Genomic DNA, 25,175 nt, shown 5'->3' with positions numbered 1-25,175 from the left:
AATTAACGCTTCTTACGGTTGGCCACGTGAATGGCGCCGCCATTCACCGCCAGCGCTGCTTCATGCAACGCTTCGGACAGGGTTGGATGGCTGAAGACCATCATGCCCAGATCCTCGGCACTGGTGCCGAATTCCATTGCGATTGCGCCCTGCTGCACCAGTTCGGCAGCCGATGGGCCAATCACGTGAACACCCAGAACGCGGTCGGTCTTGGCATCGGCGATGACCTTGACGAAACCACCGGTGTCGTTGGCAGCCATCGCACGGCCGCTGGCCGCGAACGGGAAGGTGCCCACGTTAACCTCAACGCCCTCGGCCTTCAAGGCCTGTTCGGTCTTGCCGACCCACGCGATTTCCGGGTGGGTGTAGATGACCGATGGGATCAGGTCGTAGTTCATCTGGGCCTTGTGGCCCTTGATGCGCTCAACGACCATGATGCCCTCTTCCGAAGCCTTGTGGGCCAGCATCATGCCGCGTACCACGTCACCGATGGCGTACACGCCCGGAACGCTGGTGGCGCAGTAATCGTCGACGAAGATGTAGCCACGCTCGTCGATGGTCACGCCGCTGTCGGCAGCCAGCAGATCGGTAGTCACCGGGCGACGGCCGACGGCAACAATCAGCTTGTCGAAGGTGATCTTCTGCTCGCCTTCGGCGTTGGTGTAGGTCACTTCGACTTCATTGCCGTTGACTTTCGAGCCGGTGACGCGAGCGCCCAGCTTGATGTCCAGGCCTTGCTTGGTCAGGGTCTTCTGGGCTTCTTTCGACACGGCGGTGTCGGCAGCCATCAGGAAGGTGTCCAGGGCTTCCAGGACGGTCACTTCAGCACCCAGGCGAGCCCATACCGAGCCCAGCTCCAGGCCGATCACGCCTGCACCGATAACGCCCAGGCGCTTCGGTACGGCCTGGAATTCCAGGGCGCCGGTGGAGTCGACGATGACGTTCTGGTCGACCGGGGCCGGCGGAATGTCGATCGGGCGCGAGCCGGAAGCCAGGATCACGTTCTCGGCTTCGATGATTTCAGTGGTGCCGTCAGCTTTGGTAACTTCGACTTTCTTGCCGGCCAGCAGCTTGCCGTGGCCCTGGATCGAAGTGACGCCGTTGGCCTTGAACAGGGTGGCAACGCCACCGGTCAGGTTCTTGACGATGCCCGCCTTGCGGCCAACCATCGCGGCCACGTCCATCTTCACTTCGCCAGTGGAGATACCGTGGACGTTGAAGCTCTCTTTGGCTTCCTTGTATTTCCAGGAGCTGTCCAGCAGCGCCTTGGATGGAATGCAACCTACGTTCAGGCAGGTGCCGCCCAGGGCCAGCTTGCCCTCGGCGTCGGTGTACTTCTCGATACAGGCAGTCTTCAGACCAAGTTGTGCGGCCTTGATGGCAGCCACATAGCCGCCTGGGCCTGCACCGATTACCACTACGTCGAATTTCTGGGTCATAAAAGATTCCTTATCAGCTACAAGCTACAAGCCGCGAACCGCGCGGCATGGCTTCTCGCGAAGCCAGGCCCGGCACGGTACGCAGCCAGAGGGTTAGATGTCCAGCAGCAGGCGAGACGGATCTTCCAGCAGGTTCTTGATAGTGACCAGGAAGGTTACCGCTTCCTTGCCGTCGATCAGGCGGTGATCGTACGACAGCGCCAGGTACATCATCGGGCGAATCACGACCTGGCCATTGATGGCCATCGGGCGCTGGATGATGTTGTGCATGCCGAGAATGGCAGCCTGCGGCGGGTTGACGATCGGGGTCGACATCATCGAACCGAAGGTGCCACCGTTGGTGATGGTGAAGGTACCACCGGTCATCTCTTCGATGGACAGTTTGCCGTCACGGGCCTTCTTGCCGAAGGTAGCGATGCCGTTCTCGATTTCAGCCAGGCTCATCGACTCGGCGTTACGCAGCACCGGCACCACCAGGCCACGGTCGCTGGACACGGCAACACCGACGTCGGCGAAGCCGTGGTAGACGATGTCGTTGCCGTCGATCGAGGCGTTGACAGCCGGGAAGCGTTTCAGCGCTTCGGTAGCAGCCTTGACGAAGAACGACATGAAGCCCAGGCGCACGCCATTGTGGGTCTTCTCGAACAGGTCCTTGTACTTCGAACGCAGGGCCATGACTTCGGTCATGTCCACTTCGTTGAAGGTGGTCAGCATCGCCATGTTCGACTGGGCTTCGACCAGACGCTCGGCGATCTTGGCACGCAGGCGGGTCATCGGCACGCGCTTCTCGGTACGGTCGCCAGCGGCGACGACAACCGGGGCAGCGGCAGCAGCGGCAGGCTTGGCAGCCGGTGCAGCGGCAGGAGCCGACTTCTTGTTGGCAACAGCAGCAACCACGTCTTCCTTGGTGACGCGACCGCCTTTACCGGTGCCTGCCACGGTAGCCAGGTCGATGCCGTTTTCTTCAGCCAGCTTGCGCGCAGCCGGGGCAGCGATCGGGTCATCTTCGCCGGCGTCAGCGCTGGCAGCGGCCGGAGCCGCTGCTGGTGCGGCGGCCGCGGCAGGCGCGGCGGCAGCACCGCCTTCAACGATCGAACCCAGCAATTCGTCGGACAGGACGGTGTCGCCCTCGCCCTTGACGATGTCGCCCAGCACGCCATCGGCAGTCGCCAGTACTTCCAGGACAACCTTGTCAGTCTCGATGTCGACGATCAGCTCGTCACGCTTGACGGCTTCGCCCGGCTTCTTGTGCCAGGTGGCAACGGTGCCATCGGCAACCGATTCCGGGAAGGTTGGGGCTTTGATCTCGATAGCCATTATCTGTGTTTCCTTAAATTCGGTTTCAGGTGCGCGAAGGCGTTAGACAGTGAAGGCGTCTTGCAGCAGTTTTTCCTGCTGTTCGGCGTGCTTCGAAGCGTAACCACAGGCTGGCGCGGCAGAAGCGTCGCGACCGGCGTATTCCAGGACCAGTGCCTTGTTGTGGCGGCCCAGGATACGGCGCATGTGGTGCTGGCTGCTGTACCAGGCACCCTGGTTCATCGGCTCTTCCTGACACCAGACCGCATGCTTGAGGTTGGTGTAAGGGGCGAGGATTTCGACCAGATCGTCCTCAGGGAACGGATACAGCTGCTCGATACGCAGGATGGCGATGTCTTCGCGGCCTTCGGCACGGCGTTTTTCCAGCAGGTCGTAGTAGACCTTGCCGCTGCACAGCACCAGACGCTCGACCTTGGCCGGATCGATTGCGTCGATTTCCGGGATCACGGTCTGGAACGAGCCTTCTGCCAGGTCTTCCAGGGTCGAGATGGCCAGCTTGTGGCGCAGCAGCGACTTCGGCGTCAGGACGACCAGCGGCTTGCGCAGCGGGCGAATGACCTGGCGACGCAGCAGGTGGTAAATCTGTGCCGGCGTCGTCGGTACGCAGACCTGGATGTTGTGCTCGGCGCACAGCTGCAGGTAACGCTCCAGACGCGCGGAGGAGTGCTCCGGCCCCTGCCCTTCATAGCCGTGTGGCAGCAGCATGGTCAGGCCACACAGGCGGCCCCACTTGTGCTCACCACTGGTGATGAACTGGTCGATCACCACTTGCGCACCGTTGGCGAAGTCGCCGAACTGGGCTTCCCAGATCACCAGCGCGTTCGGCATGGTGGTGGAGTAGCCGTATTCGAAGGCCAGTACCGCTTCCTCGGACAGGAACGAATCGTACAGATCGAAACGTGGCTGGCCAGGGAACAGGTTCTGCAACGGAATGTAGGTGCTGGCGTCCTTCTGGTTGTGCAGCACCGCGTGACGGTGCGAGAAGGTGCCACGGCCGATGTCCTGGCCGGTCATGCGGATCGGGTGACCTTCGAACTGCAGGGTGGCGTAAGCCATGGTCTCTGCATAACCCCAGTTGATCGGCAAGCCACCGGCCTGCATCTTCTGACGGTCTTCGTAGATCTTCGACACCTGACGCTGGACCACGAAACCTTCCGGCAGCTCGAGCAGCTTGGCCGACAGATCCTGCAGGGTCTTGAGGTCGAAACGGGTGTCGTGACGCGCGGTCCAGGCATGGCCCAGGTACGGACGCCAGTCGACGAACAGCTCGCGGTTCGGCTCCTTGACCAGGCTTTTCACCACGTGCAGGCCATTGTCCAGCGCGTTGCGGTACTCGTCGATCTTGGCCTGAGCGCGCTCGGCGTCGATGCGACCGGCCTGGATCAGCTGCTCGGCATACAGCTCACGGGTAGTGCGCTGCTTGCTGATTTGCTGGTACATCAGCGGCTGGGTGCCGTTCGGCTCGTCAGCCTCGTTGTGGCCACGGCGACGGTAGCAGACCAGGTCGATGACCACGTCACGCTTGAACTGCATGCGGTAGTCGATGGCCAGCTGGGTGACGAACAGCACGGCTTCCGGGTCATCGCCGTTCACGTGCAGGATCGGTGCCTGGATCATCTTGGCAACGTCGGTCGCGTACTCGGTGGAGCGCGCATCCAGTGGGTTGCTGATGGTGAAACCAACCTGGTTGTTGATCACGATGTGCACGGTACCGCCGGTCTTGAAACCGCGGGTCTGCGACATCTGGAAGGTTTCCATGACCACGCCCTGGCCAGCGAACGCAGCGTCGCCGTGGATCGAGATCGGCAGCACCTTGTCGCCAATGGTGTCGTTGCGGCGGTCCTGACGGGCGCGCACCGAACCCTCGACCACCGGCGAAACGATTTCCAGGTGGGACGGGTTGAACGCCATGGCCAGGTGCACTTCGCCACCCGGGGTCATCACGTTCGAGGAGAAGCCCTGGTGATACTTCACGTCACCGGAGCCCAGCTCGTTCATCTTCTTGCCTTCGAACTCGTCGAACAGCTCGCGCGGGTTCTTGCCGAAGGTGTTCACCAGCACGTTCAGGCGGCCACGGTGGGCCATGCCGATCACGACCTCCTTGGCGCCGTAAGAGCCGGAACGCTGGATCATTTCATCCAGCATCGGAATCAGGCTCTCGCCGCCTTCAAGGCCGAAACGCTTGGTGCCCGGGTACTTGGTGCCCAGGTACTTTTCCAGGCCCTCACCGGCGGTCACGCGCTCGAGCAGGTGGGCCTGCACGTCAGCGGAAAACTCCGGACGGCCGCGCACGCTTTCCAGGCGCTGCTGGAACCAGCTGCGCTGCTCGGAATCGACGATGTGGGTGAATTCGGCGCCAATGGTGCGACAATATGTCTTCTGGAGTGCATCGAAGATGTCGCGTAGGCTCGCCTCCTCTTTGCCGATGAACAGGTCGCCGGCACGGAAGGTCGTATCAAGATCGGCATTGGTCAAGCCGTAGTGATTGATCGACAGGTCTACGGGCGCAGGGCGCTGCCACAACCCCAACGGGTCGAGCTTGGCAGCCTGATGGCCGCGCATACGATAGGCCTGGATCAGTCGCAGAACTTCAACCTGCTTCTTCTCGTGTTCACTGCTCACGCTCCCGGCGGAAACCGGTTGAGCGCGGCGCTGGTTCTTTGCCAGCAGTACGAAATGGTCGCGGATTGTCGAGTGCGATACATCAGTAGCGGTGCTGCCGTCGGCTGGCAACTTCTGGAAGTAAGTGCGCCACTCTTCTGGCACAGCGTTAGGGTCGTGCAGGTAGAGCTCGTAGAGCTCTTCCACATATGCAGCGTTACCACCTGAAAGGTGGGCGCTATCCCACATGCGCTGCATCACGCTTTCTTGCATGCTTGGTCACCCTCGATTAGGGGACTGATCGGCGAGAGCCACAGCAAACCTGGAAAAGTCCGAAAACAGCGACTGAACCACGCCACCTGGATCCTGCTGATTTTCCGGGTACCAGCCCGGAAAGCCCCTGCTGGTCTCATATCTTCATAGGTAATGAACGCGGGCTTTGTGGGCCCTTGTTCGGGTTTTACCTCAGTGCGGGCTCACCACCCGCACCTCGGCTTACTGCAGGTACAACGCTTTGTATCAGGTGCCGCTTTGCAGCAGCATGTTACGTACGTGACCGATTGCCTTGGTCGGGTTCAGACCTTTCGGGCAAACGTTTACGCAGTTCATGATCCCGCGGCAGCGGAATACGCTGAACGGGTCATCCAGGGACGCCAGGCGCTCCTGAGTCTTGGTATCGCGGCTGTCGGCAAGGAAGCGGTAGGCTTGCAGCAAGGCTGCCGGGCCCAGGAACTTGTCCGGGTTCCACCAGAACGACGGGCAGGAAGTCGAGCAGCACGCGCACAGGATGCACTCGTACAGGCCGTCCAGCTTGTCACGGTCTTCCGGCGACTGCAGGCGCTCGATGGCCGGGGCCGGGGTGTCGTTCTGCAGGAACGGCTTCACCTTCTCGTACTGCTTGTAGAAGATGCTCATATCGACCACCAGGTCACGAATGACCGGCAGGCCTGGCAGAGGACGCAGAACCAGCTTGCCGCCCTTCACGACCGCCGACAGCGGGGTGATGCAGGCCAGGCCGTTCTTGCCGTTCATGTTCATGCCATCGGAACCGCAAACGCCTTCACGGCAGGAGCGACGGTACGAGAAACCCTCGTCCTTTTCCTTGATCAGTGCCAATACATCCAGCACCATCAGGTCCTTGCCGCCGGTATCGACGTCGAACGACTCCATTTTTGGCGCCGAGTCGGTGTCCGGGTTGTAACGATAAACTTCGACTTTCAACATAGCAGCCACCCTTAGTAAGTCCGGACTTTTGGTTCGAAGGCTGGAACAGTCTTCGGCGCAAAGTTGACGCCGCGCTTGGCAACGCGCTTCTCACCCGGGTAGTACAGGGTGTGGCACAGCCAGTTTTCGTCGTCACGGTCTTCGAAGTCTTCACGGGCGTGAGCGCCGCGGGACTCTTTACGGGCTTCCGCCGCGATGGCGGTAGCTTCGGCAACTTCCAGCAGGTTCTGCAGCTCCAGCGCTTCGATACGCGCGGTGTTGAAGGCCTGGGACTTGTCGTTGATCTTGACGTTGGCGATACGGTCACGCAGACCGGCCAGTTGCTCGATACCCTTCTGCATGTATTCGCCAGTACGGAATACACCGAAGTAGTTCTGCATGCAGCTCTGCAGCTCGCGCTTCAGGCTGGCAACGTCTTCACCGCTGGTACGCTCGTTGAGCTTGTTCAGGCGGTTCAGGGCAACATCGACGTCGGTGTCGCTGGCGTCGCGGTATTCCACGCCCTCGCTCAGCGCCTTCTCCAGGTGCAGGCCGGCAGCACGGCCGAACACCACCAGGTCGAGCAGCGAGTTGCCGCCCAGGCGGTTGGCACCGTGAACCGATACGCACGCCACTTCACCTACGGCGAACAGGCCCGGGATGATGTGATCCTGACCGTCGGCGTCCATGGTGATGGCCTGGCCATGGATGTTGGTGGCAACGCCGCCCATCATGTAGTGGCAGGTTGGAACCACCGGCACCGGCGCGACCACAGGGTCGACGTGGGCGAAGGTCTTGGACAGTTCGCAGATACCTGGCAGGCGGCTGTGCAGCACTTCCTCGCCCAGGTGGTCCAGCTTCAGCAGTACGTGGTCCTTGTTCGGGCCCACGCCGTTGCCGGCGATGATTTCCTTGACCATGGAACGGGCAACCACGTCGCGGCCGGCCAGGTCTTTGGCGTTCGGCGCGTAACGCTCCATGAAGCGCTCGCCGTGGGCGTTGATCAGGTAGCCACCTTCACCGCGGCAACCTTCGGTGACCAGTACACCGGCGCCGGCGATACCGGTCGGGTGGAACTGCCACATCTCGATGTCCTGCACCGGCACGCCTGCACGCAGGGCCATGCCGATACCGTCACCGGTATTGATCAGGGCGTTGGTGGTGGACGCGTAGATACGGCCTGCACCGCCAGTGGCCAGTACGGTGGCCTTGGACTTGATGTACAGGGTTTCGCCGGTTTCGATGCAGATGGCGATCACACCCACGAATGCGCCGTCCTGGTTCTTCACCAGGTCAACTGCGTAGTACTCGTTGAGGAACGTGGTGCCCGCTTTCAGGTTGCCCTGGTACAGGGTGTGCAGCAGCGCGTGACCGGTACGGTCCGAAGCGGCACAGGTACGGGCGGCCTGGCCACCTTTACCGAAGTCCTTGGACTGACCACCGAACGGGCGCTGATAGATGCGGCCGGTTTCAGTGCGCGAGAACGGCAGACCCATGTGGTCCAGTTCGAAGACCGCAGCCGGGCCTTCCTGACACATGTATTCGATAGCGTCCTGGTCACCGATGTAGTCGGAACCCTTGACGGTATCGTACATGTGCCAGCGCCAGTCGTCGTTCGGGTCGGCCGAAGCGATGGCGCAAGTGATGCCGCCCTGGGCGGATACGGTGTGCGAACGGGTCGGGAAGACCTTGGTGACTACGGCAGTCTTGTGGCCGCCTTGAGCCAGTTGCAGCGCTGCGCGCATGCCGGCGCCGCCGCCACCGATGATGATGGCGTCGAAGGAAATGGTTGGAATGCTAGCCATGGATCAGATACCCCAGAGAATCTGCACACCCCAGACGAAGTAAGCGAACATCGCAACGCCGCATACCGCCTGGAACAGGAAACGAATCGCAGTTGCCGACTTGCCGAACGACATAGGCGTCAGGTAGTCGGTTGCAATGGTCCACATGCCGACCCAGGCGTGAGCGCCCAGGGCAACGAGGGCCAGCAGACTGAAGATCCGCATCGCGTTGTTGGAGAACAGACCATGCCACTGGGTGTAGTCGATGCCTGGGTGGGCGACCACGTAGCCGATCAGGAAGAGGAAGTAAGCCGCGAGAACGACCGCAGAAACGCGCTGCGCCATCCAGTCATAGAGGCCCGAACGCGACAGGTTCGTGACATTGGTTACCATACCCAAACTCCCACCAGAACGATCAGCACCACGGAGATGACGATCACGATTTTCGAGCCCAGCTTGCCGCCTTCCAGCGTCTCACCGATACCCATGTCCATGATCAGGTGACGAACACCTGCCACGAGGTGATAAAGCAGGGCGGACAGCAGACCCCAGGTCACGAACTTGGCCAGCGGGCTGGTCAGACACGCCTTCACCTCACCGAAGCCTTCCTCGGAACCCAGCGACTTGCCCAGTGCATAAAGCATGATGGCAAGGCCGATGAACAGGATGACGCCGGAGATACGGTGCAGGATGGACGTGTACGCAGTGACGGGGAGCTTGATGGTCCTTAGGTCTAGGTTTACAGGTCGTTGGCTTTTCACGGCTTTTTTCACACTGAAGAGCCCCTAGCGAATCAGGGCAAAGTTGTTGGTAAGTGTACTGGTCAGGTACCCACCACCCAGGGAACGGCGACCCCCAGCAGTTCGGGCTTGCAAGCCCCTGGCGGTCGGGTGCCGAGTATAGACAGTTAGGCTGCTTATGACAACGTGACGGGGTAGCCCAAATAGCGCATTGCCTTTAATGAACAAAAGGCGTAAATGGGCGAGAATTTCGGGAAAAATCAGGCTTGAATGCCTGATTCAACAAGCCTTTAGGCAAATTGACATCTGAATTTATCCCTCTATAGTGGTGCGGGCCCTGCGTGGGGGGTCTGTCTGATGATTTCAAGCATTAATAGGAGGCCACATGGCTGACAAAAAAGCGCAGTTGGTCATCGAGGGCGCTGCCCCCGTCGAGCTGCCCATTTTAACCGGCACCGTTGGTCCTGATGTAATCGACGTCCGCGGGTTAGGGGCCACTGGTCACTTCACCTTCGACCCAGGTTTCATGGCGACTGCCTCGTGCGAGTCGAAGATCACCTATATTGACGGCGACAAAGGTATCCTGCTGCACCGCGGCTACCCGATCGAGCAACTCGCCGAACAGTCCGACTACCTCGAAACCTGCTACCTGCTGCTCAACGGCGAACTGCCGAATGCCGAGCAAAAGGCCCAGTTCGTCAGCACCGTGAAGAACCACACCATGGTTCACGAGCAGTTGAAGTCCTTCTTCAACGGCTTCCGCCGCGACGCTCACCCGATGGCGGTGATGTGCGGCGTGGTCGGCGCACTGTCGGCGTTCTATCACGACTCCCTGGACATCAATAACCCGCAACACCGCGAAATCTCCGCGGTGCGCCTGGTCGCCAAGATGCCGACCCTGGCTGCGATGGTTTACAAGTACTCCATGGGCCAGCCGATGATGTATCCGCGCAACGACCTGTCGTACGCGGAAAACTTCCTGCACATGATGTTCAACACCCCGTGCGAGATCAAACCGATCAGCCCGGTGCTGGCCAAGGCAATGGACCGGATCTTCATCCTCCACGCCGACCACGAGCAGAACGCCTCCACCTCCACCGTTCGTCTGGCCGGCTCGTCGGGTGCTAACCCGTTCGCCTGTATCGCCGCCGGTATCGCCGCACTGTGGGGCCCGGCCCACGGCGGTGCGAACGAAGCCGTACTGACCATGCTGGATGAAATCGGCGATGTTTCGAACATCGACAAATTCATCGCCAAGGCCAAGGACAAGAACGACCCGTTCAAGCTGATGGGCTTCGGTCACCGCGTGTACAAGAACCGCGACCCGCGCGCCACCGTGATGAAGCAGACCTGCGACGAAGTCCTGCGCGAGCTGGGCATCAAGAACGACCCGCAGCTGGAACTGGCCATGCGCCTGGAAGAGATCGCCCTGACCGATCCTTACTTCATCGAGCGTTCGCTGTACCCGAACGTCGACTTCTACTCGGGGATCATCCTCAAGGCGATCGGCATTCCGACCAGCATGTTCACCGTGATCTTCGCCCTGGCACGTACCGTGGGCTGGATCTCGCACTGGAAAGAAATGCTCTCCAGCCCGTACAAGATCGGCCGTCCGCGCCAGCTGTACACCGGTGAGCAGAAGCGCGACATCGTTGACCTGAAAGACCGCAAGTAAGCTGCAGTAGCCGAACGCAAGAAGGCTGCCCTCGGGCAGCCTTTTTTATTTGTCCTGTACCGGCCTCTTCGCGGGCTTGCCCGCGAAGAGGTCGGCACAGACACCACAAAACCTCAGTTTTTCTCCGCCCGCTCGCGCAGCCCTTTCAGGGTATTGAACGGCGCATCCACCACGAACTTGTTGGCCACCATCGCCGGCACGCTACCACCTGGCTCGGTGTGCACCTGGTAGGTCACTTCAGTGCTGTCACCCTTGGGCACCAGCTTCCAGAAGCCTTCGACTTTTGCCACCCGAACAAAACCCTTCTCTTCCGGCAGGTAAGTCGGCTCTTCTTTCAGGTTACGGGTCAGGCTGCCATCCGCCTCCTTGACGGTCGTAATGTGCAGCACGGAATCACGCGGGGTCACCGGCCAAGGCGTATTGAACTGGGTGTAGGTCCAACTTTGGTCGCCCTCGTGCTTGAGCAGCTTCTGCGACTTGCATTCGTGAATCCACGCACAGGCACCGGCCACGTCTTCCTGCAGCGCCTGCACCTTGGCCAGCGGCGCCTTGATCAAGGTAACACCCTGGTAAGCCTTGTACTTGGAACCCGCCACTTCGCTGAGGGATACCTTGATCCCCTCCTCGTCCTTGGCCACTTGCCAGTTCTCGGCCCAGGCCGCCGGTGCCAGCAGAACACCCATGCCACACAGCAGTGCAATACGCTTGAACGATCTCATCATGTTTATCCTTGTTGTCGAAGATCCAGCCTGTCACGCCGCCGTCATCTGCTCCCACCAGCCAAGAATCCTGATTGCCTCGTCACGATCACTGCCGCACACCTCGGCATCCGCCTTGAAGCCACCGCACACCGCCGGCCGTTCGGGCTTGCCGAACAGGTCGCAAAGGTTGGCCGCAGTCAGGTGCAGACAGCGCTCACCCGCCGGCTTGCCATTGGGCATTAGCGGCATCGCAGAAGTGATGGACGGGGCGATGCAGCAGGCACCACAGCCCTCACGGCATTTCATGGCTATTCACCAAAATCAGGACTCCCTGGAACAAAACGGGACGAACGTCCCTGGATAGTAACCGCTCAAACAGTCGTTTGAAATTGCTGGCACGATGAAATCTGCTGTGACCCAGCAGTCAGTACTCGCCTATTGGCGATACTCGAAATCGATGGCAGCGCCCTCCACCTCACGACGGCTATCATTGCGCAGTTGCAGCTGCATTTCGTTGTTGATCAGCCGGCCATTGAGCTGGAACGGGCTGTCATTGGTCTCTGGCTTTTCTGTGAACATGGGCGGCAACAAAGGTTTGCGCCGCTGGATTGGGGAAAGCGTGCCCACATTCGGCTCAAGGTTGTTGACCATCTCGACGGGCAAGCTAAGGTCCAGCCCTGTCTTGGGCAATGGCTTGGCAACCGCTTTGCTGACCGGCTTGTGCGCGGACTTGGCTGTCGCCTTTTTTGGCACGTGCTTACCCTGAGCTGCCTGAACCTCGCTTGCCGGTTGCGCAGCCAAGGCAGGGACGACCGGGCAGCAAAACGGCAAAAGGCACACGATCAGAACAAAGCAGCGCAAAACGTTCATGGCAAATGGACAGACTGGCAGGAAAAATGCGTATGCTCCCTGTTCCACAGGCAGCTTGCAAGCCTTACAAAAGCGTAACCGCAGTCTCCCTGCACAACTGCTGCGCCAGCAAACCGAGCGTAATCACAGCCCGCTCGGCCTCTTTATTCCAAGGTATGCCGCAGTTGAGTCGGACACAGTGGTTGAACTGCTCTGTGTTACTGAATATCAGTCCAGGGGCAATGCTGATGCCCTGCTCCAGCGCGCGCACATGCAGCTCCTGGGTATTGACCCGACCCGGCAGGCTCACCCAGAGAATGAAGCCGCCTGTCGGCCGGGTCATCTGGGTACCCTCGGGGAAGTGCTGCTGCACTGCCAGCTGATAGGCACTGAGGTTCTTGCGATATTCCTGGCGTATGTAGCGCAGATGCCGATCGTAGCCGCCATTCTCCAGGTAGGCTGCCACGCCCATCTGCGTCACGCTACAGGCCGAGTGGGTGGTAAACGTCTGCAGGCGCTGAATCTCGTCCTGGTAACGCCCGGCGATCATCCAGCCCACCCGCACCCCAGGGGACAGGGTCTTGGAGAAGCTCGAACAGTAGATCACCCGGTCCAGCCGGTCGAACGCCTTCAGCGCCTTGGTCTTGCCCTGCTCGAACATCAGCTCACCGTAGATGTCATCCTCGATGATCTGGATATCGAAGTCCGAGGCCAGGCGCAGCAATTGCTTTTGCCGCTCTTCGGGAACGGTGCCGCCCAGCGGGTTGCTCAAGCGCGCAGTGAGCACCAGCGCCTTGATCGACCATTGGTTGGCCGCCAGTTGCAAGGCTTCGAGGCTGATACCGGTGGACGGGTCACTGGGGATTTCGATCACTTTCAAACCCAGCAGGTCAGCCAGCTGCAGCAAGCCGTAATAGGTCGGCGACTCGGCGGCGATCAGGTCACCTGGGCGGGTGAGCACCCGCAGCGACATCTGCAGGGCATCGACACACCCATGGGTCACGATCACTTCGCGCGGGTCGACCAGCACGCCGGCATCGCGCATGCGTATGGCAATCTGTCGGCGCAGCGGCTCGAAACCGGGGCTGAACATGTAGCTGAAGGCGCGCGGGCTGTGGAAGCGCGTCACCTTGGCGATTTGCTGATGCAGGGCGCGCACTGGCAGGTAGTCGACATGCGGCACTGCAGCGCCAAACGGGAACACACCATCGCGGCGCGCCTCAGTCAGCACCTGCTGGATGATGCTGGCGCGCGTGACCAGGCCGGGGCGCTCCACCCGGGCGATGTCCGGGGTTTGCGCGGTCAAGGCAGGGGTCTGGTGCACGTAATAGCCAGACTGCGGCCGCGCCCGGATAAGCCCTTGGTCCTCAAGATTGGCATAGGCCTGCAACACCGTGGCATGGCTGACGTTGAGCTGGGCGCTCATCTTGCGCACGGAGGGTACCCGCTCGCCTGGCTGGTAGACGCCGCGACGGATATCATCGGCCAGTTGCTGGGCGATACGCTGGTACAGCAGCAGGTTGGTCATGTCGACATGCTCGTTATTCTTGTACGGGTCACTGACGGTAGAGAATACCGTAACAGTTGCAAAGTGTACTGGGACAGATCGCAACATAGTCGACAATACAACAGCGTGACCGCTATCGAAACGATTAAACCGACATAAAACGGGCCGCAAAGCGGCCCGTTTCGACAAGACTCAGCGCGCTGGCGCGAGCCGACCCTTGTCATCGGAGAATACGATCTCCACTCGACGGTTTTGCGCCCTGCCCCGCTCCGAAGCATTGGCCTCGATCGGGTACTGGTCGCCATAGCCCTCAACCTGCAGGCGCTTTTCATCGATGCCCAGGTCCACAAGCATGTCGGCCACGGACTGCGCCCGGTCGCGCGACAGCTTGAGATTCTCCTCGCCCGCGCCAGTACTGTCGGTATAGCCCTCGATACGCACTACCCGGCGCGGGTTGAGCTGCAGGAACTGCACCAGCTTGAGCACAGTACGGCTGGCCGAGTTCTTCAGGTCGGCGCTGCCGGTATCGAACAGCACATCGCCCAAGGTCATCACCAAGCCACGATCGGCCTGCTCCGACGCCAACGCGGCAATCTGCGACTCGACCCACTTGCCCTGCTGCTGCACGCTGGCCAGCTTGGCCTCACGCAAGGCCAACTGCAGGCGCTGGCGCTCCAGGTCCAGCTTGGCCTGGCGCTCCTGGTTCAGCGCCAGCTTGGCATGCTCGCGGGCAATCTCGCTGTAGCGCTGGCTGAGGTAAGCATAATGCCGCACATCAGAACCGGTGCCGATGTAACTGGACAGGCGCTCGGCGCGAGCCAGCGATTCACCCGCCCGAATCACGTCACGCGGCGCGCTGCGCAGCACATCGGAATCATCTTTGACCCCCTGGAAGGCAACGGTGGCCTCATCCAGCGCGGCACTGCTGCGCTGGCTGGCGCAACCTTGCAAACCTGCCGTCAGCGCCAACAATGCCAGTGCAGCCAAAGGCGTACGACGGATCATGGCTGCACCTCCAGTTGCTTGCGCAAGCGCTTGACCCGCGACTGCAGCACCTGCAGCTGCTCTTCGCTCTTCTGGTTCAGCACCTGGGCCTCGGCCAGGCGCGCATCCAGCTCGGCTTGCTCGGCGCGCATGCGCGCATCGCGATAGTCCTGGGTAAGCATGTTGGCCTTGGCGCGGGCCAGCTTGTCTTCAGCCAGTTTCAGCGTTTCTACCTGCTCAGTGGCGCCGACGGCCTTGGCCTGGTCCAGAGCCTGTTCGGAAATGCGCATCTGCTCGTCAGGGGCCGGATCATTGGCGCAGCCAGCCAGGCCGAGCACGGCCAGGGCGAGGATTAGTGGTTGGGTTCTCACGCAATCTTCCTAGTGTTTGGGGGCGTCCGCAGGCACGTGCAACTGCGCTTTCCAGCGCTCGACATTACGTTGCAGCACAGCTTCGGATGCACCAGAGATCGGCAATTCTGTCAGTTTTTTTGCCAATTGCCCACGCAACCAGCTGTCATTGCACGCCGAGTTGTGCGACAGCGCCAGGTACAGGCCCGGCCTGTCCACCGGCAAGCCGCGGGCTATCAGGTCATTGCTCATACCCAGGCTCTGGGCCATGGCCATACCGGAGTAACGGCCAGCCAGCACATAATCCACCTGGCCTAGTACCAGTTTCTGGAACGCCTGGGTCAGGTTCTGCGCCGGCACCAGCTTGAGCTGGGCCTTGGCGAACGCAGTAAAGGCCGGGGTCAGGCGCGCACGCTCGGACAAACTGCCCTGGTACCTGGCCAGATCGGCCGGGCCATCAAAGGTCACCGCTGCATCGTGGCGGGTCCACACCAGGTACTCATTGAGCTGCAACGGCGGATGGATGTAGTCCAGCGCGGTCAGTTGCTCCACCTGCATGGGGGTGTCGAGCAGCAGGTCCATGCGCCCGCTGCGCACCTCTTCCAGCGCCTGATCACGGCGACCGGCACTCAGCACCTCGACCTTCACACCCAGCTCTTCCGCCACCTGGCGCAACAGGTCAACGTTGGCGCCGATCAGGTGCTTCGGGTCTTTCGGGTCCTGCCACGAATAGGGCGGCGCATCAGGGCTGCCGGTCGCCACCAGGCGCTCGCACTTGCCTGCGGCCATGGCCAGTGGTGACACCAACAGCGCCACACATGCCAGCACCCTGCCCGTTCCGCGCAACGTCATCCCTCACCCCTCAAGCCATAAAAAAACCCGACCCTCAAAACGAGGGCCGGGTTCTTTATAAGTGAAGCAGGCGGATCAGACCAGCTTTTCCAGCTCCGGCACCGCTTCGAACAGGTCAGCAACCAGGCCGTAATCAGCCACCTGGAAGATCGGCGCTTCTTCATCCTTGTTGATCGCCACGATCACTTTGGAGTCTTTCATGCCGGCCAGGTGCTGGATCGCGCCGGAGATACCGACGGCGATGTACAGCTGTGGCGCAACGATCTTGCCGGTCTGGCCGACCTGCATGTCGTTCGGCACAAAGCCTGCGTCGACCGCGGCGCGCGAAGCACCGACGGCGGCGCCGAGCTTGTCGGCCAGGCTGTACAGGTGTTTGAAGTTGTCACCGTTGCCCATGCCACGGCCGCCGGAAACGACGATCTTGGCTGCGGTCAGCTCTGGGCGATCGGACTTGGCCAGCTCTTCGCCAACGAAAGCCGAAATGCCGGCGTTGTGCGCAGCGCCAACAGCCTCGACGGCAGCCGAGCCACCTTCGGCGGCCACGGCGTCGAAGCCGGTGGTACGCACGGTGATCACCTTGATGGCCGCGCTCGATTGCACGGTAGCAATGGCGTTACCCGCATAGATCGGGCGCTTGAAGGTGTCGGCGGACTCGACCGAGATGATCTCGGAGATCTGATCCACGTCCAGCAGCGCGGCAACACGTGGCAGGATGTTCTTGCCGTTGGTGGTAGCCGGGGCCAGCACATGGCTGTAACCCTTGGCCAGCTCGACGATCAGCGGCGCGACGTTTTCCGGCAGGACGTGGGCGTAGGCGGCGTTATCAGCCACCAGCACCTTGGCAACGCCGGCGATCTTGGCAGCGGATTCGGCAACGCCACCGACGTTCTGGCCAGCGACCAGGACGTGCACATCACCACCGATCTTGGCGGCTGCAGCGACAGTGTTCAGGGTGGCCGGGGCTACGGCGCCGGCCTCGTATTCAGCGACAACCAGGATAGTCATTTAGATTACCTTCGCTTCGTTCTTCAGCTTCTCGACCAGTTCGGCCACCGATTTGACCTTGATGCCCGCGCTGCGGGCAGCCGGGGCTTCAACCTTCACGGTCTTGTTGGTGGAGGCGAGGGAAACGCCCAGTGCGTCTGGAGTAACAGTCTCCAGCGGCTTCTTCTTGGCCTTCATGATGTTCGGCAGCGACGCGTAGCGTGGCTCGTTCAGGCGCAGGTCGGTGGTGACGATCGCGGGCAGGTTCAGCGCAACGGTCTGCAGGCCGCCATCGATTTCACGGGTGACATTCAGCTTGTCGCCAGCAACTTCGACCTTGGAAGCGAAGGTGCCCTGGGCGAAGCCAGTCAGCGCGGCCAGCATCTGGCCGGTCTGGTTGTTGTCACTGTCGATGGCCTGCTTGCCGAGGATGACCAGCTGCGGCTGCTCCTTGTCGACAACGGCCTTCAGCGCCTTGGCCACGGCCAGGGAGTTCAGTTCGTCAGCGGCTTCTACCAGGATGGCACGGTCGGCACCCAGGGCCAGGGCGGTACGCAGTTGCTCCTGGGCAGTGGTCGGGCCGACGGAAACGACGACGATCTCGGTCGCAACGCCTTTTTCCTTCAGGCGCACGGCTTCTTCGACGGCGATTTCGCAGAAGGGGTTCATGGACATCTTGACGTTAGCAAGGTCGACGCCGGAGTTGTCCGCTTTGACGCGAACCTTGACGTTGTAGTCGACCACTCGTTTGACAGCTACAAGAACCTTCATGGATTCCTCGTTACTCTCCGGTGAATAGATAGTCGCCTGGGGCAGAGCCCAGCGATGCGCGTGGGTACAAGGGCACCTCTAAAAACGTATCGGGAGGCAGCAACTTCACAGTGACCAAACAGTCTTGTTCGGACTCTTGCGACAAATCCTCACGGGTCATTTCCTGTCGTGGCGTGTAAACTCCACTACAAACTGGCCTAAGCCCGCAAAACCCTGCTCCACACCTGGTCTTTAGAGGTGTACCTGCGCCCGGCTGCAAGCCTACGGCGAACGTAAAACCGCTCGTATCTTGACCGTAACACCCATTCCGGTCAATACGGCAAATCGGTCACCCTCCAGCCGCGTTCCTGTGATTTTACTGGCCTGCGGCAAATTCAAACAAACGTTTGTATTGGACCCGCCAAGTGGTGTAGATATAATGCGCGGCCAAGACAAAACGGTGTAGTCCGTCATTTGCCCAGCTACAGTTCCGCCGTTGCGTAGAACCGCTGCGAATGCCCCGCACCCATAAGACAAAGCAACAGCACGAGCCTTGATGAGTAGGAGAGAACCAGTGGAACGCGAATACATGGAATTCGACGTGGTCATCGTCGGCGCCGGCCCGGCGGGCCTGTCCGCCGCCTGCCGCCTGAAGCAGAAGGCCGCCGAAGCCGGTAGCGAAATCAGCGTCTGCGTGGTGGAGAAAGGCTCTGAAGTCGGCGCCCACATCCTCTCTGGCGCAGTGTTCGAGCCCCGCGCCCTGAACGAGCTGTTCCCCGACTGGAAAGCGCTCGGCGCACCGCTGAACACCGAAGTGAAGCGCGACGACATCTACGTGCTCAAGGATGCCGGCAGCGCGACCAAGGTGCCTGACCTGTTCGTGCCCAAGACCATGCACAACCATGGCAACTACATCATCTCGCTGGGCAACCTGTGCCGCTGGCTGGCGCAGCAGGCCGAAAACCTCGGTGTAGAGATCTACCCGGGCTTCGCCGCCCAGGAAGCGCTGTTCGACGACAACGGCGTGGTCCGCGGCATCGTTACCGGCGACCTCGGTGTCGACCGTGAAGGCAACCCCAAGGACGGCCTGTACACCCCGGGCATGGAGCTGCGCGCCAAGTACACCCTGTTCGCCGAAGGCTGCCGTGGCCATATTGGCAAGCAACTGATCAAACGCTTCAACCTCGACAGCGAGTCCGACGTCCAGCACTACGGCATCGGCCTGAAGGAAATCTGGGAAATCGACCCGGCCAAGCACGAACAGGGCCTGGTGGTACACACCGCCGGCTGGCCGCTGGACGTGGTGGCCAAGGAAAACACCGGTGGCTCGTTCCTTTATCACCTGGAAAACAACCAGGTGGTGGTCGGCCTGATCGTCGACCTGTCCTACGCCAACCCCTACCTGTCGCCGTTCGACGAATTCCAGCGCCTCAAGCACCACCCGGTGATCAGCCAGTACCTCGAAGGCGGCAAGCGCATCAGCTACGGCGCCCGCGCCTTGGCCAAGGGCGGCATCAACTCGCTGCCGAAAATGGTCTTCGAGGGTGGCGCGCTGATCGGTTGCGACCTGGGCACCATGAACGTGGCCAAGATCAAGGGCAGCCACACCGCGATGAAGTCCGGCATGCTTGCTGCCGAAGCAGTGGCCGACGCATTGATCGCCGGTAGCGAAGGCGGTGATCAGTTGAACAGCTATGTCAGCGCCTTCAAGGCGAGCTGGCTGTACGAAGAACTGTTCGCCAGCCGCAACTTCGGCCCGGCCATGCACAAGTTCGGCCCGCTGCTGGGCGCGGCGTTCAACTATGTCGACCAGAACTGGTTCGGTGGCAAGCTGCCGTTCACCCTGCACGACACCAAGCCGGACTATGCCTGCCTCAAGCTGGCCGCCGACTCGAAAAAAATCGACTACCCGAAACCGGACGGCAAGCTCAGCTTCGACAAGCTCAGCTCGGTATTCCTCTCCAGCACCAACCACGAAGAGGAACAACCCTGCCACCTGAAGCTGACCGATCCGAGCGTACCGATCGCCAGCAACCTGCCGCTGTACGACGAGCCAGCCCAGCGCTACTGCCCGGCCGGCGTGTACGAAGTGGTCACCCAGGAAGACGGCAACAAGCGTTTCCAGATCAACGCGCAGAACTGCGTGCACTGCAAGACCTGCGACATCAAGGACCCGGCCCAGAACATCACCTGGGTCACCCCTGAAGGCGCTGGCGGGCCGAACTACCCGAACATGTAAGGCCCCTGCCCTTGCGGCAACAAAAAGCCCCCGGTTCTCATGAGCCGGGGGCTTTTTGTTGGCTGCCATTATCAGGCAGTACGCACTTCCTCAAAGAGTTCTGGATGGCGATCCAGCAGCTTGAGCAGTTTCACCAACGCCACTGGCGGGGTGGTCTTGCCGTTTTCATAACGGGAGAACGCATTGACCCCACCACCGAAGATTTCCCCCGCTTCACGCTGGTCGAGGTCGAACTTTCTGCGTATGGAGGCAATAAAGGAAGGATCCACAACATTTGCGTTGACCTGGCGCTCGAATGCCGTCATCAAGTGACTGACGCGCATGGCTTCATCATGACTCAGTACACATTCACCACATGCGGAGCAGTAATCGCCACTTACCTCAGGGATCACTGTCATCTCGCCTTTGTAGCTATAGGGCATGCCCTGAATGTCAGGTGCAAGCTCCGAGCCGCCGCATATTGGACATCTCATGGTTACAACTCCTTGAAAGACACGATGAGCACGTCGTCTACCACGGACAATTTCAAATAAACGTACCCAATTGCTGTAAGCGGGCGATACACATCCTGCCAAACCCGGTGGTCAATATGGCTGGTCATGCTCTTGTAGAAATCAGTGCGCTTCAAGCTGGTGATCACCTCAAGCATGCCCGGAAAATCCATTCCCAGCGCCTTGGCGCCTTTCAATGCAGCACCCGTAGGGCGGATTCGCCTTGCCGCAGCCAGGGCTTTTACCCGCTCCAGCGGGCAATGAGGCATTCTCTTTTCCATGAGAAATTAACCTTCCAGGTTAAATTTGGCTAATAGGTTATTCCAATAGCCCCCACCTGGAAGTCTGCCCCAATGCCCCGCAGCCGTTACCGGCTCATTTGTCGCCACACATGACCGGCATCGGCTCAGCCGCAAACGCCAATGGCTCACGACGCCCGAAATACAAGGCCGTCAGCAGCCCCACCGCGCCCATGATCAGACAAAACCCGACACACACCCACGGGCTCCACGGCATCAGCGCAATCAGTGCCAACGGCGTGGTACTGGCCCACAGTGCGTAGGCCACGTTGTAGGTGAAGGAAATGCCCGATACGCGGATCTGCGCCGGGAACAGCCCCACCATCACCGAGGGCACCACCCCCACCACGCCACAGCTCAACCCCGCCAGCGCATAGGCCAGCCAGGTCATGCCCCACTGCCCCACCAGGCTGGCGTACAACGCGCCAATACCCAGCGGCAGCAACAGGCTATACAGCATCAGCGCGCGCCAGGCACCCACACGGTCGACCAGCAGCCCGGCCAGCACGCAGCCCATGTTGAGGAAGACGATGCCCACACTGCTGAGGGCGAAGGTGTGCCCGGCAGTCATGCCGAAACGCTGCTGCATCACCGTCGGCGTGATCACCACCAGCACCACCACCGCCGAGGTCAGCACACAGGTCAGCAACGCGGCAGGGATCAACGCCCGGCGGTGCTCGCCCAGCACTTGCCGCAGCGGAAACGTCACAGGTTGCTCCTGGCGCGCGCGCAGGGCGAGGAACACCGGTGTTTCACTGAGCCAGCGGCGCAGCCACACACCCACCACACCGAACACCCCACCCAACAGGAACGGGTAGCGCCAGGCGTAATCGAGGATTTCCTGCGGGGTGAACAGTTGCGCCAGCAAGGTGGCGGTCAGCGCCCCCAGCAGGTAGCCGAAAGTCAGCCCGGCCTGCAGAAAGCCCAGGGCATAACCGCGCCGCCCGTTGGGCGCGTGCTCGGCAACGAATGTCCAGGCGCTTGGCACTTCACCGCCTACGGCAGCCCCCTGGAGGATGCGCAAGGCCAACAGGATCAGCGGGGCGGCATAGCCGATGTCGGCATAGGTCGGCATCACCCCGATCAGCAGGCACGGCAGGGCCATCATCAGGATGCTCAGGCTGAATACCCGCTTGCGCCCCAGGTGGTCGGCGAAGTGCGCCATCAGGATGCCGCCCAGCGGCCGCGCCAGATAGCCGGTGACGAAGATTCCGAAGCTTTGCAGCAAGCGCAGCCATTCGGGCATCTCGGGCGGGAAGAACAGCTGGCTGAGGGTCAGCGCGAAGAACACGAAAATGATGAAGTCGTAGATTTCCAGCGCGCCACCCAGCGCCGCCAGGCCCAGGGTCCGATGGTCGCCGCGGCTGAACCGGGGCGGGCGAGCGGTATCGATGGCAGTCATGGCAGGGTCCGCAGATCGGCAAAGGGCAAGAGCATAACAAATAGCTGCCCGATTGCCCCGCCGGTGGTACCGCTAGCGGTTGAACACCGTATGCGCAAAGTTGGCTCGCGGCCGTGGCCGCGCTGTACTGGCCGGCAGGGTGCCCGGCAGCGGTAGCCTGCCGACCACCATCGGTGCGTCGATGATTGCCATGAACGTCTCCAGCGCCTCGTTATCGGGCGCCTGAGGCAGGCTCAGGCTGACCGCCTGGCGCTCGGCCTGCGGCACTGCTGGCACTTTCAACTGGCTGGAATGGTAAAGCAGGGCATGCTGGATCTGTGTGCTGACACGGCAGAAGCGCTCCAGATCGACGCCACAATGGCTGGCCAGCTCGATATTGCCCAGCAACAGGTGAAAGGGCTGCAAGGCGCACTGCACCAGGCGCTGCAGCTCCTCGAAGCTGGCCACTGGGGCTATCCGGTAATAGCCCAAACCATTGAGCAACCGCTCCAGCTGAAGGCGCTGGCACGGGTGTGTATCGGCGATGAGAATGCGCAGGGTCTTGTTTACCATGGTCGGACCTGGGCCATTGGATAATGGGCACGCTCCATGACCCTACTGCGCCAGTAACGGCTAATGCCAAGGCCATGCCCGGCAACGGTCTTCTTTGATAGAAGTCGGGAAAGCCGCATAAATCAAGTGATTGACTGACGGAATTTGCATTTGCCTTTAACCTGGCAATCAGGATTCCCATTGCCGCATGCGCACCCGGCAGTGCTTCATGGCATTGACGATGTGCTTTTCCACCAGGCTGCGGGAGATGCCCAGCCGCTCGGCGATCTGCAGATGTGAAAGGCCTTCGATCTTGCGCAGCAGGAAGCATTCGCGGCAGGGGCCGGTCAGTTCGTCAAGTGCCCGCTGCATGAGGGCCAGGCGTTGGTTGAGCTGCAGTTCCTGCGACAGCGCCGGCACATGCCCGCCCTCATCACTGTCGAGTATCTCAAGCGGTTCGGCCTGACGCACCAGATGGCGACGATGACGGTCGATCACCAGGTTCAGGGCGATACGATACAGGAATGCGCGCGGATGCTCGATCTGCCCGTTGTCCGTTCGCTCCAGTACCCGCAGGTAGGCATCGTGGGCAACATCCTCTGCCGCCTGACGGTTACCCAAGCGCGCGGACAGGAAACTCACCAACTCACGATAGTAACGTTCCACAAACACACCTGGAATCGTCTGCACACCCACGCTGGGGCAGATGCAGAACTGAGTGATATCAGCGTGCGATCTTACAAAATATAATGATTCTCAGCAACGTACACCTGCGCTGTGCTCACCGTCAGCCCGACGGCCGCACAACCTTGAGATTGCGGGCATACCAGGGGCGCTGCGGCACCCGTGGTTGCAGCCGGGCAAAGAGGTCTTCGTTGCCATAAATGATGCGCAACGCCAGCTTCATGGTTTCCGGGTCCATTTCGACGCTTCGACCGGGCCGCAAGCCCGGCACCGTCGAACAGCCATGGGTATCGGGACCCAGCCACGGGTCAGCCACCGCCACCCAACGCCCGGGTGCGAACCAGGGCACGCCGTTCACCTGCAAGCGGCGGATCTCACCCGGGTGGACCCGCTCATGGGCTCGAAACCAATCGTCGACTCGGTCGTCGATCCAGCCATGAAAATGCCAGAACACCGGGTTTACATGTGACGAGAACGGGTCGCCGAGAAAATCGTTGCGTGCTTCGAACCAGCGCTCAGCGAAATCACCCGGGGTACGTGCAGCAGGCACCGGCATACCGTTGGACGGGTCGCGCGGCACCGCCGCCCAACGCATGTGCAACCAGTCATGCAGGCCCAGCTCCAGTTCTGAGCCGAACTGCCCCAAGGTCAGCTTGCTCAGGTATTCCGGATCACTGTAGCGCGACTCCCAGACCTGAAAGTTGCCATGGAAGGTATCCGGGCTTTTGATGTCGCGTACCCACTGGGTGTACTCCTGGTCGTCATGGGCCAGCCAGGTCGGTGGCAAGGCATTGCCGTCGTGGTTGTCGAAGTAACGGGCGAAACCGATGCGGTCACGCTCGAGCTCCGGCTGAGGCAGCGGGAACCGCGTCCACGAAGGCAAGTCCTGCAGGGCCCTGGCACTGCCAAGCATGTGCCGGTGCATGAACAGGAAGTCCTCTCCGGAACCGTTGCGATCCTTGTGCCGGCCACGCGCATCACGCTCCTGGCCACGCGGCCCGGGTTGCCAGCCCAAGCCACGCAGGGCGGATTGCTTGTCCTCTTCCAGCTTGTGCCACTTGTCCCGCGATGCGTGCCATAGCTGGTGGAACAGCCGATGCTCCGGCGAAATGAGCCAAGCCAGCAGCTGTGGCGACAGCGGCGTACGTTCGCGAGCCTCCGGGAAAGGCCGCTTCAAGGCCAGGAAGCCGTTGTCCAGAACAGGCAGAGACAGGGCGCGGTCCAGGGCCGAGATACGACCATTGAGCGTTGCCGGCCCGGCATTGCCATAGGCGCCCCAGACCTCATCGAGCACCACATGGCATTCATAGCGCGCCTGCCCTGCACCGGGCTCGGTTGAAAACAGCCGCCAGCGCAACATCCCGGGCTTGTCCGTCAGCAAGTCACCCATGACCCGATAACGGGGTTCCTGCTCACTGCGCAGGCGTTCGGCGGTGTCCAGGTAACCTCGCAGCCCCCGGCCATTGCTGGCGACATCCAGAAACAATTCCAGCTCCCCGTCGGGCAAACCCAGCAGTTGGGCATCCTTGCCATGTGCAGTCCAGCGCCAGATGCCCCGCAGGGTGTCGCCCAGCTGCTGCAGGCGGGTATCGGCCAACTCGACAACAGCCTCGCCAGGCGTTTCCGCAAACGCCTCGGCATCCCGCTGGCGCTGCATATACAGCGCTCCGGGTACCGCTACGCCCGTCAATGCCACAGCAGCGATGAACCCGCGTCGAGAAATCGTCATTGCAACTACCTGCGCCTTCATTGCGGCCATGGAGCACGGCCCGTCCAAGGCTAGAACGTTGTAC

At 61.1% G+C, this 25,175-nt stretch carries 24 protein-coding genes; 2 read left to right on the top strand and 22 right to left on the bottom strand.

What is annotated here, in order from left to right; genetic code table 11:
• Positions 1-2: 2 nt before the first annotated feature.
• The 7 genes from lpdA to sdhC all read right to left on the bottom strand — a co-directional run bounded on the left by lpdA (position 3) and on the right by sdhC (position 9,117).
• The gene (gene lpdA / locus I8746_RS25555; RefSeq protein ID WP_014755881.1) at positions 3-1,439 is read right to left on the bottom strand and encodes a dihydrolipoyl dehydrogenase; all 1,437 of its coding nucleotides are present in this window, start codon (positions 1,437-1,439) and stop codon (positions 3-5) included.
• Between the two features lie 93 nt (positions 1,440-1,532).
• Positions 1,533-2,756: a 2-oxoglutarate dehydrogenase complex dihydrolipoyllysine-residue succinyltransferase gene (gene odhB, locus I8746_RS25550; protein WP_003254209.1), complete on the bottom strand. Its 1,224-nt coding sequence runs from the start codon at positions 2,754-2,756 to the stop codon at positions 1,533-1,535.
• Between the two features lie 42 nt (positions 2,757-2,798).
• Positions 2,799-5,630: a 2-oxoglutarate dehydrogenase E1 component gene (locus tag I8746_RS25545; protein WP_014755880.1), complete on the bottom strand. Its 2,832-nt coding sequence runs from the start codon at positions 5,628-5,630 to the stop codon at positions 2,799-2,801.
• A 246-nt stretch (positions 5,631-5,876) separates the two neighbouring features.
• Positions 5,877-6,581, bottom strand: a complete 705-nt coding sequence (locus I8746_RS25540) for a succinate dehydrogenase iron-sulfur subunit (RefSeq protein WP_003254212.1) — start codon at positions 6,579-6,581, stop codon at positions 5,877-5,879.
• Positions 6,582-6,592: 11 nt separating this feature from the next.
• On the bottom strand, positions 6,593-8,365 hold the full coding sequence (sdhA, locus tag I8746_RS25535) for a succinate dehydrogenase flavoprotein subunit (protein ID WP_003254213.1): 1,773 nt from the start codon (positions 8,363-8,365) through the stop codon (positions 6,593-6,595).
• A 3-nt stretch (positions 8,366-8,368) separates the two neighbouring features.
• Complete coding sequence (sdhD, locus tag I8746_RS25530) at positions 8,369-8,737, bottom strand: succinate dehydrogenase, hydrophobic membrane anchor protein (RefSeq protein ID WP_003254214.1); 369 nt, start codon at positions 8,735-8,737, stop codon at positions 8,369-8,371.
• Complete coding sequence (gene sdhC / locus I8746_RS25525) at positions 8,731-9,117, bottom strand: succinate dehydrogenase, cytochrome b556 subunit (protein WP_008091902.1); 387 nt, start codon at positions 9,115-9,117, stop codon at positions 8,731-8,733. The genes sdhD and sdhC overlap by 7 nt, the downstream gene beginning before the upstream one ends.
• Before the next feature lie 352 nt (positions 9,118-9,469).
• On the opposite strand from sdhC, the gene gltA reads away from it, so the two are divergent.
• Positions 9,470-10,759: a citrate synthase gene (gene gltA / locus I8746_RS25520; RefSeq protein WP_012051724.1), complete on the top strand. Its 1,290-nt coding sequence runs from the start codon at positions 9,470-9,472 to the stop codon at positions 10,757-10,759.
• A gap of 113 nt (positions 10,760-10,872) precedes the next feature.
• Here the strand turns inward: gltA and I8746_RS25515 are convergent, their stop codons facing one another.
• The 9 genes from I8746_RS25515 to I8746_RS25475 all read right to left on the bottom strand — a co-directional run bounded on the left by I8746_RS25515 (position 10,873) and on the right by I8746_RS25475 (position 17,757).
• Complete coding sequence (locus I8746_RS25515) at positions 10,873-11,478, bottom strand: START domain-containing protein (RefSeq protein WP_029380551.1); 606 nt, start codon at positions 11,476-11,478, stop codon at positions 10,873-10,875.
• A 33-nt stretch (positions 11,479-11,511) separates the two neighbouring features.
• Complete coding sequence (locus I8746_RS25510; RefSeq protein WP_012051722.1) at positions 11,512-11,766, bottom strand: YkgJ family cysteine cluster protein; 255 nt, start codon at positions 11,764-11,766, stop codon at positions 11,512-11,514.
• Positions 11,767-11,895: 129 nt separating this feature from the next.
• Complete coding sequence (locus I8746_RS25505; RefSeq protein ID WP_012051721.1) at positions 11,896-12,330, bottom strand: hypothetical protein; 435 nt, start codon at positions 12,328-12,330, stop codon at positions 11,896-11,898.
• A gap of 64 nt (positions 12,331-12,394) precedes the next feature.
• Entirely contained in the window at positions 12,395-13,837 is a 1,443-nt protein-coding gene (locus I8746_RS25500) for a PLP-dependent aminotransferase family protein (protein WP_003254223.1), read from the bottom strand.
• Between the two features lie 171 nt (positions 13,838-14,008).
• Positions 14,009-14,821 carry an OmpA family protein gene (locus I8746_RS25495; protein ID WP_010954955.1) on the bottom strand — a complete coding sequence of 271 codons (813 nt, stop codon included), beginning with the start codon at positions 14,819-14,821 and terminating at the stop codon, positions 14,009-14,011.
• Positions 14,818-15,171, bottom strand: coding sequence for a DUF4398 domain-containing protein (locus tag I8746_RS25490; RefSeq protein ID WP_003254227.1), 354 nt, complete (start codon positions 15,169-15,171; stop codon positions 14,818-14,820). The genes I8746_RS25495 and I8746_RS25490 overlap by 4 nt, the downstream gene beginning before the upstream one ends.
• A 9-nt stretch (positions 15,172-15,180) precedes the next feature.
• Positions 15,181-16,002 (bottom strand): ABC transporter substrate-binding protein, encoded by an 822-nt coding sequence (locus I8746_RS25485; protein ID WP_012051719.1) that lies wholly within the window; start codon positions 16,000-16,002, stop codon positions 15,181-15,183.
• Between the two features lie 75 nt (positions 16,003-16,077).
• Positions 16,078-17,007: an electron transfer flavoprotein subunit alpha/FixB family protein gene (locus tag I8746_RS25480; RefSeq protein ID WP_010954958.1), complete on the bottom strand. Its 930-nt coding sequence runs from the start codon at positions 17,005-17,007 to the stop codon at positions 16,078-16,080.
• Positions 17,008-17,757: an electron transfer flavoprotein subunit beta/FixA family protein gene (locus I8746_RS25475; RefSeq protein WP_003254232.1), complete on the bottom strand. Its 750-nt coding sequence runs from the start codon at positions 17,755-17,757 to the stop codon at positions 17,008-17,010. It lies immediately after the preceding gene.
• A 535-nt stretch (positions 17,758-18,292) separates the two neighbouring features.
• On the opposite strand from I8746_RS25475, the gene I8746_RS25470 reads away from it, so the two are divergent.
• Complete coding sequence (locus tag I8746_RS25470; protein ID WP_012051718.1) at positions 18,293-19,975, top strand: electron transfer flavoprotein-ubiquinone oxidoreductase; 1,683 nt, start codon at positions 18,293-18,295, stop codon at positions 19,973-19,975.
• A gap of 71 nt (positions 19,976-20,046) precedes the next feature.
• On the opposite strand, the gene I8746_RS25465 is transcribed toward I8746_RS25470, so the two are convergent.
• The 6 genes from I8746_RS25465 to I8746_RS25440 all read right to left on the bottom strand — a co-directional run bounded on the left by I8746_RS25465 (position 20,047) and on the right by I8746_RS25440 (position 25,111).
• Positions 20,047-20,448, bottom strand: a complete 402-nt coding sequence (locus tag I8746_RS25465) for a type II TA system antitoxin MqsA family protein (protein ID WP_003254235.1) — start codon at positions 20,446-20,448, stop codon at positions 20,047-20,049.
• Between the two features lie 2 nt (positions 20,449-20,450).
• A complete protein-coding gene (locus I8746_RS25460; RefSeq protein ID WP_010954960.1) occupies positions 20,451-20,747 on the bottom strand; it encodes a type II toxin-antitoxin system MqsR family toxin in 297 nt (98 codons plus the stop codon).
• Positions 20,748-20,841: 94 nt separating this feature from the next.
• The gene (locus I8746_RS25455; RefSeq protein ID WP_012051717.1) at positions 20,842-22,167 is read right to left on the bottom strand and encodes an MFS transporter; all 1,326 of its coding nucleotides are present in this window, start codon (positions 22,165-22,167) and stop codon (positions 20,842-20,844) included.
• 72 nt (positions 22,168-22,239) lie between these two features.
• Positions 22,240-22,719: a hypothetical protein gene (locus I8746_RS25450; protein WP_012051716.1), complete on the bottom strand. Its 480-nt coding sequence runs from the start codon at positions 22,717-22,719 to the stop codon at positions 22,240-22,242.
• Between the two features lie 168 nt (positions 22,720-22,887).
• Positions 22,888-23,364: a sigma-70 family RNA polymerase sigma factor gene (locus I8746_RS25445; RefSeq protein WP_012051715.1), complete on the bottom strand. Its 477-nt coding sequence runs from the start codon at positions 23,362-23,364 to the stop codon at positions 22,888-22,890.
• Positions 23,365-23,485: 121 nt separating this feature from the next.
• Complete coding sequence (locus I8746_RS25440; protein ID WP_017148195.1) at positions 23,486-25,111, bottom strand: twin-arginine translocation signal domain-containing protein; 1,626 nt, start codon at positions 25,109-25,111, stop codon at positions 23,486-23,488.
• Between the last annotated feature and the right edge of the window lie 64 nt (positions 25,112-25,175).

Source organism: Pseudomonas sp. USTB-Z (assembly GCF_019691255.1).
Lineage (GTDB): Bacteria > Pseudomonadota > Gammaproteobacteria > Pseudomonadales > Pseudomonadaceae > Aquipseudomonas > Aquipseudomonas alloputida.
This window is presented reverse-complemented; position numbering and strand designations above follow the sequence as displayed.

Excerpts from the sequence above, each read along its gene's own strand:
- lpdA (WP_014755881.1), bottom strand. The coding sequence starts at position 1,439 with ATGACCCAGAAATTCGACGTAGTGGTAATCGGTGCAGGCCCAGGCGGC.
- odhB (WP_003254209.1), bottom strand. The coding sequence starts at position 2,756 with ATGGCTATCGAGATCAAAGCCCCAACCTTCCCGGAATCGGTTGCCGAT.
- I8746_RS25545 (WP_014755880.1), bottom strand. The coding sequence starts at position 5,630 with ATGCAAGAAAGCGTGATGCAGCGCATGTGGGATAGCGCCCACCTTTCA.
- I8746_RS25540 (WP_003254212.1), bottom strand. The coding sequence starts at position 6,581 with ATGTTGAAAGTCGAAGTTTATCGTTACAACCCGGACACCGACTCGGCG.
- sdhA (WP_003254213.1), bottom strand. The coding sequence starts at position 8,365 with ATGGCTAGCATTCCAACCATTTCCTTCGACGCCATCATCATCGGTGGC.
- sdhD (WP_003254214.1), bottom strand. The coding sequence starts at position 8,737 with ATGGTAACCAATGTCACGAACCTGTCGCGTTCGGGCCTCTATGACTGG.
- gltA (WP_012051724.1), top strand. The coding sequence starts at position 9,470 with ATGGCTGACAAAAAAGCGCAGTTGGTCATCGAGGGCGCTGCCCCCGTC.
- I8746_RS25515 (WP_029380551.1), bottom strand. The coding sequence starts at position 11,478 with ATGAGATCGTTCAAGCGTATTGCACTGCTGTGTGGCATGGGTGTTCTG.
- I8746_RS25510 (WP_012051722.1), bottom strand. The coding sequence starts at position 11,766 with ATGAAATGCCGTGAGGGCTGTGGTGCCTGCTGCATCGCCCCGTCCATC.
- I8746_RS25505 (WP_012051721.1), bottom strand. The coding sequence starts at position 12,330 with ATGAACGTTTTGCGCTGCTTTGTTCTGATCGTGTGCCTTTTGCCGTTT.
- I8746_RS25500 (WP_003254223.1), bottom strand. The coding sequence starts at position 13,837 with ATGACCAACCTGCTGCTGTACCAGCGTATCGCCCAGCAACTGGCCGAT.
- I8746_RS25495 (WP_010954955.1), bottom strand. The coding sequence starts at position 14,821 with ATGATCCGTCGTACGCCTTTGGCTGCACTGGCATTGTTGGCGCTGACG.
- I8746_RS25485 (WP_012051719.1), bottom strand. The coding sequence starts at position 16,002 with ATGACGTTGCGCGGAACGGGCAGGGTGCTGGCATGTGTGGCGCTGTTG.
- I8746_RS25480 (WP_010954958.1), bottom strand. The coding sequence starts at position 17,007 with ATGACTATCCTGGTTGTCGCTGAATACGAGGCCGGCGCCGTAGCCCCG.
- I8746_RS25475 (WP_003254232.1), bottom strand. The coding sequence starts at position 17,757 with ATGAAGGTTCTTGTAGCTGTCAAACGAGTGGTCGACTACAACGTCAAG.
- I8746_RS25470 (WP_012051718.1), top strand. The coding sequence starts at position 18,293 with ATGAGTAGGAGAGAACCAGTGGAACGCGAATACATGGAATTCGACGTG.
- I8746_RS25465 (WP_003254235.1), bottom strand. The coding sequence starts at position 20,448 with ATGAGATGTCCAATATGCGGCGGCTCGGAGCTTGCACCTGACATTCAG.
- I8746_RS25460 (WP_010954960.1), bottom strand. The coding sequence starts at position 20,747 with ATGGAAAAGAGAATGCCTCATTGCCCGCTGGAGCGGGTAAAAGCCCTG.
- I8746_RS25455 (WP_012051717.1), bottom strand. The coding sequence starts at position 22,167 with ATGACTGCCATCGATACCGCTCGCCCGCCCCGGTTCAGCCGCGGCGAC.
- I8746_RS25450 (WP_012051716.1), bottom strand. The coding sequence starts at position 22,719 with ATGGTAAACAAGACCCTGCGCATTCTCATCGCCGATACACACCCGTGC.
- I8746_RS25440 (WP_017148195.1), bottom strand. The coding sequence starts at position 25,111 with ATGACGATTTCTCGACGCGGGTTCATCGCTGCTGTGGCATTGACGGGC.